At 59.7% G+C, this 15422-nt stretch carries 10 protein-coding genes; 5 read left to right on the forward strand and 5 right to left on the reverse strand.

Features of this window, described 5'->3' with window-relative positions; all coding sequences use genetic code 11:
* Positions 1 to 100: 100 nt before the first annotated feature.
* Complete coding sequence (locus AAGQ88_RS22430) at positions 101 to 1054, forward strand: adenosine deaminase (RefSeq protein WP_285424984.1); 954 nt, start codon at positions 101 to 103, stop codon at positions 1052 to 1054.
* A gap of 123 nt (positions 1055 to 1177) precedes the next feature.
* On the opposite strand, the gene AAGQ88_RS22435 is transcribed toward AAGQ88_RS22430, so the two are convergent.
* Together AAGQ88_RS22435 and AAGQ88_RS22440 are read right to left on the reverse strand one after the other, a co-directional pair.
* A complete protein-coding gene (locus AAGQ88_RS22435) occupies positions 1178 to 1870 on the reverse strand; it encodes a helix-turn-helix transcriptional regulator (RefSeq protein ID WP_285424985.1) in 693 nt (230 codons plus the stop codon).
* Positions 1871 to 2585: 715 nt separating this feature from the next.
* Positions 2586 to 3794 (reverse strand): Bcr/CflA family multidrug efflux MFS transporter, encoded by a 1209-nt coding sequence (locus tag AAGQ88_RS22440; RefSeq protein ID WP_342653610.1) that lies wholly within the window; start codon positions 3792 to 3794, stop codon positions 2586 to 2588.
* Positions 3795 to 4023: 229 nt separating this feature from the next.
* Between AAGQ88_RS22440 and AAGQ88_RS22445 the strand changes: the two genes are divergently transcribed.
* Positions 4024 to 4383 carry a hypothetical protein gene (locus AAGQ88_RS22445; RefSeq protein WP_285424987.1) on the forward strand — a complete coding sequence of 120 codons (360 nt, stop codon included), beginning with the start codon at positions 4024 to 4026 and terminating at the stop codon, positions 4381 to 4383.
* Positions 4384 to 4469: 86 nt separating this feature from the next.
* Positions 4470 to 4967, forward strand: a complete 498-nt coding sequence (locus tag AAGQ88_RS22450) for a GreA/GreB family elongation factor (RefSeq protein WP_342653611.1) — start codon at positions 4470 to 4472, stop codon at positions 4965 to 4967.
* A gap of 195 nt (positions 4968 to 5162) precedes the next feature.
* Here the strand turns inward: AAGQ88_RS22450 and ettA are convergent, their stop codons facing one another.
* Positions 5163 to 6827, reverse strand: a complete 1665-nt coding sequence (gene ettA / locus AAGQ88_RS22455; protein ID WP_342653612.1) for an energy-dependent translational throttle protein EttA — start codon at positions 6825 to 6827, stop codon at positions 5163 to 5165.
* 480 nt (positions 6828 to 7307) lie between these two features.
* Here ettA and AAGQ88_RS22460 point away from each other — a divergent pair, with 480 nt between their 5' ends.
* Together AAGQ88_RS22460 and glyA are read left to right on the forward strand one after the other, a co-directional pair.
* A complete protein-coding gene (locus AAGQ88_RS22460) occupies positions 7308 to 11042 on the forward strand; it encodes an EAL domain-containing protein (RefSeq protein WP_342655869.1) in 3735 nt (1244 codons plus the stop codon).
* 225 nt (positions 11043 to 11267) lie between these two features.
* Positions 11268 to 12521, forward strand: a complete 1254-nt coding sequence (gene glyA, locus AAGQ88_RS22465; protein WP_093469797.1) for a serine hydroxymethyltransferase — start codon at positions 11268 to 11270, stop codon at positions 12519 to 12521.
* 1571 nt (positions 12522 to 14092) lie between these two features.
* Here glyA and yjiA read toward each other — a convergent pair.
* Together yjiA and AAGQ88_RS22475 are read right to left on the reverse strand one after the other, a co-directional pair.
* On the reverse strand, positions 14093 to 15070 hold the full coding sequence (yjiA, locus tag AAGQ88_RS22470; protein WP_342653613.1) for a GTPase: 978 nt from the start codon (positions 15068 to 15070) through the stop codon (positions 14093 to 14095).
* Positions 15071 to 15218: 148 nt separating this feature from the next.
* Positions 15219 to 15416 carry a YbdD/YjiX family protein gene (locus AAGQ88_RS22475; RefSeq protein WP_081566497.1) on the reverse strand — a complete coding sequence of 66 codons (198 nt, stop codon included), beginning with the start codon at positions 15414 to 15416 and terminating at the stop codon, positions 15219 to 15221.
* Positions 15417 to 15422 lie beyond the last annotated feature (6 nt).

The following is a 15422-nucleotide window of genomic DNA, read 5'->3' on the forward strand; positions in this document are numbered from 1 at the left end:
CACCCCCTTGCCGCAGGTATGAACCGTCCGGTCAGGTTTTTACCCAGTCTGGCCCGATGAATCTGTAGAATGCCGACATTGCACCTGATGAGAAACGCACATGTACGACTGGTTGAACGCCCTGCCCAAGGCAGAACTGCATCTCCACCTGGAGGGTTCGCTAGAGCCGGAATTGTTGTTCGCGCTGGCTGAGCGCAACAAAATCGCCCTGCCGTGGAACGACGTCGATGCCCTGCGCAAAGCGTACGCCTTCAACAACCTGCAGGAATTTCTCGACCTCTATTATCAAGGCGCGGACGTGCTGCGCACGGAGCAGGATTTTTACGACCTGACCTGGGCTTACCTGGAACGCTGCAAGGCGCAGAACGTGATCCACACCGAACCGTTCTTCGACCCGCAGACCCATACCGATCGGGGTATCCCGTTCGAAGTCGTGCTCAACGGCATCGCTCACGCGCTGAAGGATGGCAAGGAAAAACTGAACATCAGCAGCGGCCTGATTCTCAGCTTCCTGCGTCATCTGAGCGAAGAAGAAGCCGAAAAGACCCTCGACATGGCGCTGCCCTTCCGCGACGCATTCGTGGCAGTGGGTCTGGACAGTTCTGAGCAGGGCCACCCGCCCAGCAAGTTCAAGCGTGTGTTCGACCGCGCACGTAATGAGGGCTTCCTGACCGTGGCTCACGCAGGTGAAGAAGGCCCGCCGGAATACATTTGGGAAGCGCTCGATCTGCTGAAAATCCAGCGGATCGACCACGGCGTACGTGCGATCGAAGACGAGCGCCTGATGCAGCGGATCATCGACGAGCAGATCCCGCTGACCGTCTGCCCGTTGTCCAACACCAAGCTCTGCGTGTTCGACGACATGAGCCAGCACAACATCCTCGACATGCTCGAGCGCGGGGTGAAAGTGACCGTCAACTCCGATGACCCGGCGTATTTCGGTGGGTATGTCACCGAGAACTTCCATGCACTGCACACGCATCTGGGCATGACCGAAGCACAGGCGCAACGCCTGGCGCAGAACAGTCTGGACGCCCGCCTGATCAAACCGTGATCGTCACAGGTTAGAGATGGCCACAGATTGCCGGTCGCGCACGTAAACCTTGCCCGCGCCGGCAAGCTGGATCGACGCCCCCTCGACACGCCCTTTACGCAACTGCCTTGCAGCAACAGTCGGCTAGGCCGCCGCGGCAATGCGGTTGATTTCACGCTGCCCGTTGGAAGACACCTGCAGCGTACTGGCCTCCTCGGTCGCCCGCAGCCAACCCAACTGCAGGAACAACTGCAGAAGTCCGGCGCCCAGCGCACCTCCAAGATGCGGACTGCTTTCATTGCAATCAGCGCATGCGCAAACGGTCTCCCGTCGTCGGTGGGCCAGTGCCGGAACGAAAATGCCGCGCTCGGCAAATCTGGAAACGCCCACGCTGGTGACTTCCAGGCGCTGCTCGGATTGCTCGATCCAGCCGGCGCCCAACATCCGCTGATACAACTCGGTCGCCATCTCACCGCCCAGGTGATCCGAACAGACGCGAGCCCTGCGCAGTGGCAACGGCGGCAACGGTTGCGCGAGGCTGCGGTTGATCAGCTCGGCGCTGACCATCGACGCACTGACCAGCGCCTGAACCGCCACGCCTACTTCCGGCGCGGCCAGTCTGAAGAAGCGCTTGCGCCCGCGCACTTCTTGACGCAGCAATCCACCAGAAGCGAGTCGCGCGACATGCGCACCTACGGAGGCGGTCGACAACCCGACCATCAGGGCCAGTTCGTCAGCGGCGCGTGACGTTCCGTCCATCAGCGCCCACATGATCGCGCTGCGTTTGGGATCGGCCAGTAACGCGGCGATCTGGCTGATGCAAGGTACGTGTTCCATGTCTTCACTCCCTGTTGAACATTCATCTGTTGCGATGACCCGGCAATATCGTCTCGAACGAAAAACCACGGCGTGAGATCACTGTTGTAATCCACGCCTGATCGCTATCGATACACGGGTCCAACCATAATGGTCGTCCGGAGCGCGCTGGGGCCTTGATCTGCATCAGCCAAGGAGAATTCCGAATGTCAGAATTCGCCCGCATTACAGCTCCGGAATAAGGATCATCACAGTTACGAACGGTGTTCTGTTAAATCGGATCGACTGCGGCCGCATAGTATAAGCCGTACCTTCGCCAGATAATTAAGCGGGACGGCTCGGCCGCAAGAGGATGTAAGCCGTCCTGACGAACGTTGTGCAAAGCTTGCCCGTTACAGATGTTAATGCAAGCGGCGATACGGCCACATAACCGTTCAAAACCGGGCGTCAGAAGGCATTCCTCGAAAATCTGAAAATGTCGCGATGGCAAATGCCTACAACCAAAGGTCAAAAAACTTTCAAGAAATAAATCTCTCTGAGCGTGCATGATTTCGGCACCAGCAACTGATCGACAACAGCCCACTTTATTGATCAGTATTTTTATGTAAGAAGTTTCTACTTTTTAAGTAGTAATAAGCTGCAAAGGGAGTTTGTTTTTTCTACTCACCGAACACGTCCGGACCGGTGTTGATTGTTGGCGAGGGAATCGGCAACGCTGTGCGCGTTGCCGATGGGCTCAGATGCGGACGTCTTCGCGTTGCACCAACGCATCACGCTTTTGCTGAGCGCGACGAGTGATCGTCGCGAGGCCTGCCGCCAGAACGCCGCAAAGGGTAATGACGGCGGCCATCGGCACCGCCGTGCCATCGTGCAACACGCCGACCAGGGCCGCGGCGCCTGCCGCCACGCTGAACTGCAGACAACCGAGCAGCGCCGACGCGCTTCCGGCACGCTTGCCCTGCCCGCTCATCGCACAGGCTGAGGCGTTGGGAATGATGCAGCCCAGGCTGGCGATATACACGAACAGCGGGATCAGCAGCGGCCAGAGCTTTTCGGTGTGCATCGACGCAATTCCGAGCAGCGTCAGTGCGGCGGCCAGATAGATCCAGACCGTTCTGGACAACAGCCAGGCCGGCCCGTAACGACCCACCAGGCGGGCATTGACTTGAGCGATCAGGATGAAGCCCGCCGCATTGGTGCCGAACAGCCAGCCGTAGTGTTCTGCCGGCACGCCGTAGAGCTTGATGAACACGAACGGCGAACCCGCGATGTAGGAGAACATGCCGGCCATGGCAATCCCGCCGGTCAGCGCGTGGCCGAGGAAAATCCGGTCGCCGAACAATCGCCAGTACGAACCCAGGGCACCTGACAACGGCAGACGTGGATGATCAGCCGGCATGCTTTCCGGCAATCCCTTGAACACCGCGGCGGCGGTGAGCGCGCTGAACACCGTGAGCGTCAGGAAGATGGTCTGCCAGCCGTAGACGTTCACCAGCAGGCCGCCCAGCATCGGCGCCAGAATGGGTGCAAGCCCCATGACCAGCATGAGCTGCGAGAACACTTTCGCCGAATCCACGGGCGAGCACTTGTCGCTGACGATCGCACGCGACAACACCATCCCGGCGCAGCCACCCAGCGCCTGGACAAACCGCGCGGCGATCAACCATTCAAGGCTTGGGGCGAGCGCGCAGGCAAGCGATGCCAGGGTGAATAATCCAACGCCAAACAGCAGCGGAATTCTGCGGCCGAAGCGGTCGGCAATCGGGCCGTAGACCAGTTGGCCGATGCTCAAGCCCAGGAAATAGGAGGCCAGGGTCATCTGGACGTGTTTTTCGTCCGTGCCAAAGGCCAGGGCGATGGCTGGGAAGCCGGGCAGATAAAAGTCGATGGCCAAGGGGCCGAAAGCGCTGAGTGCGCCGAGGATCAGGATCGTTCTGAGGTTCATCAATCTTCCTAAACGGTTTGACGCAGCGCGACAGTTTACCAACGTTGAATCTTCTCAGGCCCGCCGTACGGAAATTACTAAAAGTTTTTTCAGAGTGGGCGCCATCAGGCGGAAAGGCGGAACTTATCGCGCCTGACCGGGCATCGGTTAATGGATTTCCTACAGCGCTTTTACAAATAACTCACAGATCCGCTTCTAAACTTTTTCCATAAGTTCGAGGGTTACGGAAATGAATGCGCGCTGGGCAGTGCTGTGGTGTGTGGTGGTTGTCGCCGGATGTCAGTCTACCCACGACCAGTTATTGGCCGAAGGTTACCCGCCGGCGTTTGCCGATGGTTTTCAGGATGGCTGCGGCAGTGGGCGGCAATCGGTGGACATCATGAAGGGGCAGTATAAAAAGGATGTTCCGCGCTATCTACGCGACACGATTTACGCGCAAGGGTGGAGCGACGGATTCCGTCAGTGTCAGGCGCAGTTGGAGAATCGCAATATTCAGGATCAGGGCCGCGACAGTATCTGGAATGACCGCGACCGGGCCTGGGAACAGCAGAAGACACAGGACGCCGCCAAGGCCTATCGCTCTCACTGACGTGCAGGTCGTTGGCGGATTGATGAGGAAACTATCCACGTGTCGGCACGGCCCAACGTTCATGAGTCTTGAACAGGGAGCACATCATGAGTAGGGCCTTCGTCAATGAAGATCACGCCGCCGCGCAGGCGAGTCAGCCGGTTGAACGCCAGGTCAGCGGCAATCCCAATTACGTGACCGCCAACGGACTTGCCCAACTGCAGACGCATGTGGCGACGTTGCAGGCGCAGCATGGCGAGCAGACATCGCGCGGAGAAAGTGCAGACAAACAGCGCTTGGCCGACATCGAACGTGACCTGCGTTATTTCAATCAGCGTCTGCACAGCGCTCAAGTGGTGACGCCAGCGATCTCCACGGAAAAAGTACAGATTGGCAGCTGGGTGACGTTTGCTGATGAACACGATCACTCACAGCGTGTGCAGCTGGTGGGCGAGGATCAGGCCGATGCCGCCAGCCAGTTGATCAACTGGGCCTCGCCCTTGGGCAAAGCGTTGCTGGGCGCAGAAGTGGGTGATGAAGTCACCTGGCAGCGTCCGGCGGGGAATCAGATTATCGAGATTCTGCAGATCGAGGCGGATACGTGACTTGGCAGAGGCCTTGTCGGGGATGTTGATTGCCGGGTGTGGGCGTCTGCTGCGGTGTGTGGCAGGCGATAGCGCTTTGTCGGATACGAACGTCTTCGCGAGCAAGCTCGCTCCCTCCGAGATTGGGGGTCAGCCCATATTCCGAGGTAAAAAAAACGGAGCCCTGAGGCTCCGTTTTTTCGTGCGCATCGCGGATCAGGCGAGTTTTTTGTGGCGTACGCGGTGCGGTTGGGTGGCGGCGTCGCCCAGGCGTTTCTTGCGATCGGCTTCGTACTCGGTGTAGTTGCCTTCGAAGAACACAGCCTGCGAATCATCTTCGTACGCAAGGATGTGAGTCGCCACGCGGTCAAGGAACCATCGATCGTGGGAGATCACAATGGCGGCGCCCGGGAAGTCCAGCAGCGCTTCTTCCAGCGAACGCAAGGTTTCGACGTCGAGGTCGTTGGACGGTTCGTCGAGCAGCAGGACGTTGCCACCCTCCTTCAACGTCAATGCCAGGTGCAAACGACCGCGTTCACCACCGGACAGGTCCTTGACGAACTTCTGCTGATCGCCGCCCTTGAAGTTGAAACGGCCCACATAGGTGCGCGACGGAATTTCATAGTTGCCGATCTTGATCATGTCGGAACCGTCGGAAATCTGGGCGAACACGGTTTTGCTGCCGTCCAGGTCGTCACGGCTCTGGTCGACGCAGGCCAGCTGCACGGTTTCCCCGATTTCAATGGAGCCCGAATCCGGTTGCTCTTTGCCCATCAGCATGCGGAACAGGGTCGACTTACCGGCACCGTTACCGCCGATCACGCCGACGATGGCGCCTTTAGGCATGGCGAACGACAGGTTGTCGATCAGCACGCGATCGCCGTAGCCTTTGCTGACGTTCTTGAATTCGATGACCTTGTCGCCCAGGCGCGGACCGGCCGGGATGTAAATCTCGTTGGTCTCGCTGCGCTTCTGGAATTCCTGCGACTGCATTTCTTCGAAGCGTTGCAGACGGGCCTTGGATTTGGACTGACGGGCCTTGGCGCCTTTGCGCACCCATTCCAGTTCTTCCTTCATGGCCTTTTCATGAGCCGATTGCTGCTTGGATTCCTGGGCCAGACGATCGGACTTGGCTTCGAGCCAGCCGGAGTAGTTGCCCTCGTAAGGAATCCCGGCGCCGCGGTCGAGTTCCAGAATCCAGCCAGCGACGTTATCCAGGAAGTAACGGTCGTGGGTGATCGCAACTACGGTGCCCGGGAAGTCGTGCAGGAAATGCTCCAGCCAGGCGACGGAATCGGCGTCCAGGTGGTTGGTGGGTTCGTCGAGCAACAGCATGTCCGGTGCGGACAGCAGCAGACGGCACAAGGCCACGCGGCGCTTCTCACCGCCGGAGAGGTGTTCGACCTTGGCGTCCCAGGCTGGCAGACGCAGCGCATCGGCGGCGACTTCCAGTTGACGTTCAAGGTTGTGACCGTCGCTGGCCTGAAGAATGGCTTCGAGCTTCGCTTGCTCAGCGGCGAGCTTGTCAAAATCGGCATCAGGCTCGGCGTAGGCCGCGTAGACCTCATCCAGTCGAGCCTGGGCGTCCTTGATCACGCTGACCGCTTCCTCGACCACTTCACGAACGGTCTTGGTCGGGTCCAACTGTGGCTCCTGGGGCAGATATCCGATGTTCAGTTCCGGCATCGGGCGCGCTTCACCGTCGAACTCGGTGTCGACACCGGCCATGATCTTCAGCAGCGTGGATTTACCCGACCCGTTGAGGCCAAGGACGCCGATCTTGGCGCCCGGGAAGAATGACAGTGAGATGTTTTTCAGGATTTCCCGCTTCGGCGGAACAACTTTGCTCAGCCGATGCATGGTGAAGACGTATTGAGCCATGGAATGAAAACCTGGTTAGGACTGTGAATAAAGGCGCGAGCCGAGTCGCAACAATCGCTTTTTTTAGCTTCGCAACTTGCCGTCGGGCGATTCCGGGCCTTGAATTGATCAATACTTGACCGCAACAGCTGCGGCAAACTTCCGAGCACCGGTATTAAAGCTGGAGCAATGTTTGCAAGCGTCGAGTCAGGCGTACAGAAATCGGGCGCAGCGCGCGTCGCGCAAAGCTACCCGAATGCTGTCGACAGGGCAAACCGTGCGGCCCAATGGGGCTGGCACTTAGCCACAAGTCAAGGCATGCTAGCCGCCCTTTGGGCGTCGAGCATATAGTGCATTTCGCACACGCTGATTCAGTCCGGCAGTCAGGATCACAGTTTGTCCACACCAACACCCACTTCACCCTTGCGCCCATCGAGAAGCGCGACGGCAGTGCCTTTTCGAGGCTCGCTGAAAGGCGCGCTCGCGGTGCTGGTGCTGCTGATGCTTGCGCTGCTGCTCTGGCAACTGGTCGAGCAGTTCCAGCAGACTCAAGAGCGTCAACATCAACGCGCGGTGGATTACAGCATTCAGCTGACCGACCGGCTGAGTCTGAACATGGCGCTCAATGCCCAGGTTGCGCTCAATCTGCTGGACGATGCCAAAGGCCCGCCTCAGAACGCCGATCAGAAGGCATCGATGCTGGCTCATTTGCGTCAATCGATGCCGGGCCTGGACAGTGTCGTGTGGCTCGACGCCGATGCGAAGGTCACTGCAGACACTGACCCGGCGAGCAGCGACGCCAGCTTTTTGACTCAGATGCTGCCGTCCATCCAGGGACGCACCTACTATTACGCAGACGCCAGAGACAGTGCGTCTTTTTACCTGTTCGTTCGTCAGCCCGGCGCCAGCAACGACCGCTACTGGGTGCTGCGCCTCAATCCGACTGCGCTCCGAACCCTGACGCGCCAAAGCGATCAGGACTATCAGCCAGCGTGGCTGTTGGAAAATCGCGACAATCAGCGGCAGATTTATCGTGGCGGTGCACAAGATGCGCAGCTGACCGACAGCAACATTCAGACTGTGCTGCTCGAACCGCTGACCAACAGCGACTGGCAGCTGCGTGGCCTCTACGACGCCTACAAGACCCGTCAATCGCTGATCGCGCCGTTGATCGGCAAATGCCTGATTGCCCTGCTCTGCTCCATCGTTCCGCTTTTCGCGTTGCGCAGTCTGCGTCGGCGCCAGTTGCAGTTGCACGAAAGCCGTCGTCGCTACAAAGACATCTTCGAAGGCACCGGCGTCGCACTGTGCGTGCTGGACCTGTCCGGCTTGTCCGAATACCTGAAACACCTGCAGCTCTTCAGCAGCGAAGATTTGAGGGCACGCCTGCTCAAGCACCCGGATCAGCTGGAAGGCCTGCTGCATCAACTGCGCATCGCCGAAGTCAATCAGGTCGCGGCGCAACTGCTGCAAGCCGAATCGGCGGAGAACGTCTGGCAGCAATTGATTGAAGGATGCCCACGCTCCCGGCAAGGCATAGGCCTGCAGATACTGGAGGCGGTGCTCGATGGCCGGCGTCAGCTGGAACTTGAAATCCTCCTGCCGGACGCCGGCGGCAACGATAAGCATCTGTGGCTGGTGGTGCGTTTTCCCGAGCATGCCGAAGATTTCAATGCGGTCATCCTGAACATCAACGACATCACCAATCGCAAGCAGACCGAGCTCTCGCTGCAGGAGCGGGAAGGCTTCTGGTCCGACGTGGTGCGCACCGTTCCCGATCATCTGTACGTCCAGGACGTCACCAGCCGTCACATGATTTACAGCAACCATCATCTGGGCCACACCCTGGGTTACAGCCGAGATGAGCTGCAGCAGATGGGCGAGTATTTCTGGGAAATCCTGCTGCATCCGGAAGACACCGATCAATACGAATTCTTGCGTCTGGCGCGCACCGAAGAGGGCCGCAGCGACCTCACGCAGTGTCAGTTGCGCTTTCGGGACCGGCAGGGCCGCTGGCGTCGCTTCGATATTCGCGAACAGGCACTGGCGCCGGACAAACACGGCAAGGTCACTCGCATCATCGGGGTGGCCAAGGACATTACGGAGCAGATCGAAGCCAGCCAGTCGTTACGCGACAGCGAGCAGCGCTACCGGATGCTCGCAGAAAGCATCAGCGACGTGATCTTTTCCACCGATCAGAGACTTCAGCCCAACTATGTCAGCCCTTCGGTCAACGCCGTATTGGGCTACAGCGCCGACTGGATTCTGGAGAACGGCTGGAACTCGATCATCGCCAATCCGCAGCAACTGGTTGCACTTCAGGCGCTGCTTCATCGCATCGGCAAGTCGCTGTCGCAACCCGAAGCGCTCGCCGAATTGCGCACAGAGATCGGCACCCAGTTGTTCCTTTTCGACTGCCTGCGTGCCGATGGGCGCAAGATTCCGGTGGAATTGCGCCTGGTGCTGGTGTGGGACGAATTCGGAACCTTCGAAGGCGTTCTCGGCGTCGGCCGTGATATCAGTCAGCAGCGCCGCGCGGAAAAAGACCTGCGCATGGCGGCCACGGTTTTCGAGCACTCGACCTCGGCGATCCTGATCACCGACCCCGCCGGCTACATCGTTCAGGCCAACGATGCGTTCAGTCGCGTCAGTGGTTATGCCGTTTCGCAGGTGCTCGACCAGTTGCCGATCATGCTGACGGTCGAGGACCAGCAAGAAGCGCACATGAGCTACATCCTCAAACAACTGCATCAGCGAGGCAGCTGGGAAGGTGAGCTGTGGCTCAAGCGTCGCGACGGCGAACATTATCCGGCCTGGGTCGGCATCACCGCGGTGTTCGACGACGAAGGCGATCTGGCCAGTTACGTGTGCTTCTTCAGTGACATCAGCGAGCGCAAGGCCAGCGAGCAACGCATTCATCGCCTGGCCTATTACGACGCCCTGACCCACCTGCCCAACCGCACGCTGTTCCAGGATCGGCTGCACACTGCGCTGCAGCAGGCTGAACGGCAGAACGCCTGGGTCGTACTGATGTTTCTGGATCTGGACCGCTTCAAGCCGATCAACGATTCGCTGGGCCATGCCGCTGGCGACCGGATGCTCAAGGAAATGGCCTCGCGGCTGCTGGACTGCGTGGCCGACGATGACACCGTCGCGCGCATGGGCGGCGACGAGTTCACCTTGTTGTTGCAACCTGGCGCCTCGCAGCAGGCCGCACTGACCCGTGCCATTCATGTGGCCGAGCAGATTCTCGCCAGTCTGGTGAAACCGTTCGTGCTGGAAGGCCGGGAGTTCTTCGTGACCGCCAGTATCGGTATTGCGCTCAGCCCGCAGGACGGCAACGAACTGAGCCAACTGATGAAGAACGCCGACACGGCGATGTACCACGCCAAAGAGCGCGGCAAGAACAACTTCCAGTTTTATCAGGCCGACATGAACGCCAGCGCCCTGGAGCGTCTGGAACTGGAAAGCGATCTGCGTCATGCATTGGAGCAGGAAGAATTCACGCTGTACTACCAGCCGCAGTTCAGCGGCGATGGCAAGCGCCTGACCGGTGCCGAAGCGCTGCTGCGCTGGCGCCATCCGCGTCGCGGTCTGGTGCCGCCGGGGGATTTCATTCCGGTGCTCGAAGAGCTCGGTCTGGTGGTCGAGGTGGGCGAATGGGTGCTCAAACAGGCGTGCCAGCAGCTGCGCGAGTGGCATAAGGCGAAAGTCCGGGTGCCAAAAGTGTCGGTGAACATTTCGGCGCGGCAGTTCTCCGACGGTCAGTTGGGCACGCGCATCGCCAACATCCTCAAGGAGACAGGTCTGCCGCCTGCCTGCCTGGAGCTGGAACTGACCGAAAGTATCCTCATGCGGGAAGTCAGCGAAGCGATGCAGATCCTGGCGGGGCTCAAGCGCCTCGGCCTGAGCATTGCGGTCGACGACTTCGGCACCGGTTACTCGTCCCTGAACTACCTCAAGCAGTTCCCGATCGACGTGCTCAAGATTGACCGCACTTTCGTCGACGGCCTGCCGTCGGGCGAGCAAGACGCTCAGATCGCCCGCGCCATTATTGCGATGGCTCACAGTTTGAACCTGGCCGTGATCGCGGAAGGCGTGGAAACCCACGAGCAACTCGAGTTCCTGCGCGAACATGGCTGCGACGAAGTGCAGGGCTACCTGTTCGGTCGCCCCATGCCGGCCACCCGCTTCGAAGCGCAGTTCAGCAATGACGCGCTGTTCATGCTCGATTAGAAGCAGCTCCCCCCTCTGTAGGAGTGAGCTTGCTCGCGATTGCGGTCGTCCTGACAGAAATGCGGGGACTGATACACCGAATCGCGAGCAAGCTCACTCCTACAGGTGCCGCGTCAGTCTGAATGAAAACCGCTTGTCCAAGACATGACTGGCTTTCATATGCCAGATAAAACCCGATGTTGTAGAATGCCCCCCTTTTCTACTGCCCGATCCCCGAGGACCGCCATGTTCAGCCGTAATTTGACTATCGCCAAGTACGACTCCGACCTGTACGCCGCTATGGAACAAGAAGCCAAGCGCCAGGAAGAGCACATCGAGCTGATCGCCTCGGAAAACTACACAAGCCCCGCTGTCATGGAAGCCCAGGGTTCGGTGCTGACCAACAAATACGCTGAAGGCTACCCAGGCAAGCGTTACTACGGTGGCTGCGAATACGTCGACATCGTCGAGCAACTGGCCATCGATCGCGCCAAAGAGCTGTTCGGTGCCGACTACGCCAACGTTCAGCCGCACGCCGGTTCCCAGGCCAACAGCGCCGTTTACCTGGCCTTGCTCAACGCTGGCGACACCATTCTGGGCATGAGCCTGGCCCACGGCGGTCACCTGACCCACGGCGCCAGCGTGTCCTCCTCGGGCAAGCTCTACAACGCAGTTCAGTACGGCATCGATGGCAACGGCCTGATCGACTACGACGAAGTCGAGCGTCTGGCGGTCGAGCACAAGCCCAAGATGATCGTGGCCGGTTTCTCGGCGTACTCGCAGATTCTGGACTTCCCGCGTTTCCGCGCCATCGCTGACAAGGTCGGCGCTTACCTGTTCGTCGACATGGCCCACGTGGCCGGTCTGGTCGCCGCTGGCGTCTACCCGAACCCGGTTCCATTCGCGGACGTGGTGACCACTACCACCCACAAAACCCTGCGCGGCCCACGTGGCGGCCTGATCCTGGCGCGCGCCAACGCCGAGATCGAGAAGAAGCTGAACTCCGCTGTATTCCCGGGTGGCCAGGGCGGTCCTCTGGAGCACGTCATCGCCGCTAAAGCGATCTGCTTCAAGGAAGCGCTGCAGCCAGAGTTCAAGGCTTACCAGCAGCAAGTCGTGAAAAACGCCAAGGCCATGGCGGGCGTGTTCATCGAACGCGGTTTCGACGTGGTGTCCGGCGGGACCGAGAACCACCTGTTCCTGCTATCGCTGATCAAGCAGGACATCTCCGGTAAAGATGCTGACGCCGCGCTGGGCAAAGCCTTCATCACCGTGAACAAGAACTCCGTGCCTAACGATCCGCGCTCCCCGTTCGTCACCTCCGGCCTGCGCTTCGGCACCCCGGCTGTGACCACTCGCGGCTTCAAGGAAGCAGAGTGCAAGGAGCTGGCGGGCTGGATCTGCGACATCCTGGCTGACCTGAACAACGAAGCGGTCATCGACGCCGTTCGTGAGAAAGTCAAAGCCATCTGCGCCAAGCTGCCGGTTTACGGCGCGTGATCTGACGCAGCAGCAGTTGCATGAAAAAGCCCGGCTCCAGAGCCGGGCTTTTTGTTTCAGGGCGCACTTTTCGTAGGAGCGCTTGGTCCTGGGACGCGGTACATCAGGCAGACCGCATGCGCAGGTTTTGCGACGACTGCGTCGCCGATCGCGGGACAAGCCACGCTCCCACAACTTCGCAACGCCACAAATCCCTTGTAGGAGCGTGGCTTGCCCGCGATCTGGCGCGCAGCGGCAGCAGAATCGGATGACGCGGTGCATCAGACAGACCGCATGCGCAGGTTTTACGACGACTGCGTCGCCGATCGCGAGCAAGCTAACTCCCACAAGTTTCGCAACGCCACAAATCCCTTGTAGGAGCGTGGCTTGCCCGCGATCTGGCGCGCAGCGGCAGCAGAAATGGATGACGCGGTGCATCAGACAGACCGCATGGCCCGGGTTCACGACGACTGCGTCGCCGATCGCGAGCAAGCTCCTCCCACAAGTTCTGCACTCGACACAAATCCCTTGTAGGAGCGTGGCTTGCCCGCGATCTGGCGCGAAGCGGCAGCAGCATCGGATGACGCGGTGCATCAGACAGACCGCATGCGCAGGTTTTACGACGACTGCGTCGCCGATCGCGGGACAAGCTCACTCCCACAACTTCGCAACGCCAAAAATCCCTTGTAGGAGCGCGGCTTGTCCCGCGATCTGGCGCGCAGCGGCAGCAGAATCGGATGATGCGGTGCATCAGGCAGACCGCATGCGCAGGTTTTACGACGACTGCGTCGCCGATCGCGGGACAAGCCACGCTCCCACAGGTAGTGCGTCAAGTTCGCGAGCATGTTCTCTCCTATAAATTCTGCGCTCGACACAAAACTTCGCAACGCCACAAATCCCTTGTAGGAGCGTGGCTTGCCCGCGATCTGGCGCGCAGCGGCAGCAGAAATGGATGACGCGGTGCATCAGACAGACCGCATGGCCCGGGTTCACGACGACTGCGTCGCCGATCGCGAGCAAGCTCCTCCCACAAGTTCTGCACTCGACACAAATCCCTTGTAGGAGCGTGGCTTGTCCCGCGATCTGGTGCGCAGCGGCAGCAGAATCGGATGACGCAGTGCATCAGGCAGACCGCATGCGCAGGTTTTACGACGACTGCGTCGCCGATCGCGAGCAAGCTCACTCCCACAAGTTCTGCACTCGACACAAATCCCTTGTAGGAGCGTGGCTTGCCCGCGATCTGGCGCGCAGCGGCAGCAGAATTGGATGATGCGGTGCATCAGGCAGACCGCATGCGCAGGTTTTGCGACGACTGCGTCGCCGATCGCGGGACAAGCCACGCTCTCACAACTTCGCAACGCCACAAATCCCTTGTAGGAGCGTGGCTTGCCCGCGATCTGGCGCGCAGCGGCAGCAGAATTGGATGATGCGGTGCATCAGGCAGACCGCATGCGCAGGTTTTACGACGACTGCGTCGCCGATCGCGGGACAAGCCACGCTCCCACAACTTCGCAACGCCACAAATCCCTTGTAGGCGCGTCACGTCTTCGCAGGCAAGCGCTCGTGCAAGGTTACGCAGTGCGCATGAGGACTCAGCCAGCCGCCACTTTGGCGAACCCTTCTCGTATCTTTTCTTCCGGCAAGTCATCGGCAATGAACACGATCACGCTTTCGCGTTGTTCATCGGGCGCCCACTCCACGTCGAAGTCGAAGCCATACAGTTTCAGCACGCCCTGAAACACCAGCTTGCGGTCTTCGCCCGCGATGTTGAGGACGCCCTTGTAGCGCAGCAATTGCCTGCCGTGGTCTTCCAGCAGCGTGTTCATGAACTCACTGAGCTTGTCGATATCCAGCGCCTTGTCGCTGCGCAGGACCAGGCTGCTGATGCGGTCGATCGATCGGCCCGCTGGCGCCGCAGGGCGCAAAATCATGCCTCCGACGTCGGCATTGAGGTTGAACCCACGCACATCCAGCAGTTCGGCCAGATCGATCTTGCCATGCTCGACCACGCGTATCGGCGCGCGGCGGTTGATTCGTGTCAGGCGCTCGCTCAGGGCAGTGAACGTGGCCTCGTCTACCAGATCGGTCTTGCTCACGAGCAGGCGGTCGGCAAATCCGATCTGCGCCTGGGCGATGGTTTGTTCCAGATGAGTGTCGGCATGGGCCGCGTCGACCAGCGTGATGATGCCGTCGAGTATGTAGCGTTCGCGAAGCTCTTCATCGATGAAGAACGTCTGGGCAACAGGCGCCGGATCGGCCAGCCCGGTGCATTCGATCACCAGCCGGTCAAAGGAAATAGCGCCGCTGTCCAGCCGCTCCAGCAGCAGAACCAGTGCCTTGGTGAGATCGGTGTGGATGGTGCAGCACACGCAGCCGTTGGACAGGGTCATCACTTGCACGGGCTCATTGCCGAGCAATTGGGTGTCGACGCCCGCGTCGCTGAATTCGTTTTCGATCACGGCGATCTTCAAGCCGTGCTCTTCCTTGAGCAGGTGACGCAGCAACGTGGTCTTGCCTGCGCCTAGAAAGCCACTCAGCACCGTGACGGGAATGGGTTGCGAAACGGTCATGCCGACTCCTGCAATCAGATGCGCGCCGACGCACGCTTGTAGCGCGAATGGGTTCGCGAGGCGTCGGCACAAACAATAAAAGTATCCAAATGAAAACGCGCCACGACAAGCGTGGCGCGTCAGTCAAACCTGTCGACAGCCTAAGCCATCAACAGCACTTGGGCCCACCCTTGCCACCGTAGCGTGCGTCCTGACGTTCGCGAAAGAACGCTTCGTACGACATCACCGGCTTGTCCGGGTGTTTGTTCTGCATGTGCTCGACGTAATTGTCGTAGTCAGGCATCCCGACCATCAGACGCGCGGCCTGGCCGAGGTACTTACCCAGACGACTCAGATCATTGAACATACGCAG

The sequence above is a fragment of the Pseudomonas sp. F3-2 genome, from assembly GCF_038804275.1.
GTDB lineage: Bacteria > Pseudomonadota > Gammaproteobacteria > Pseudomonadales > Pseudomonadaceae > Aquipseudomonas.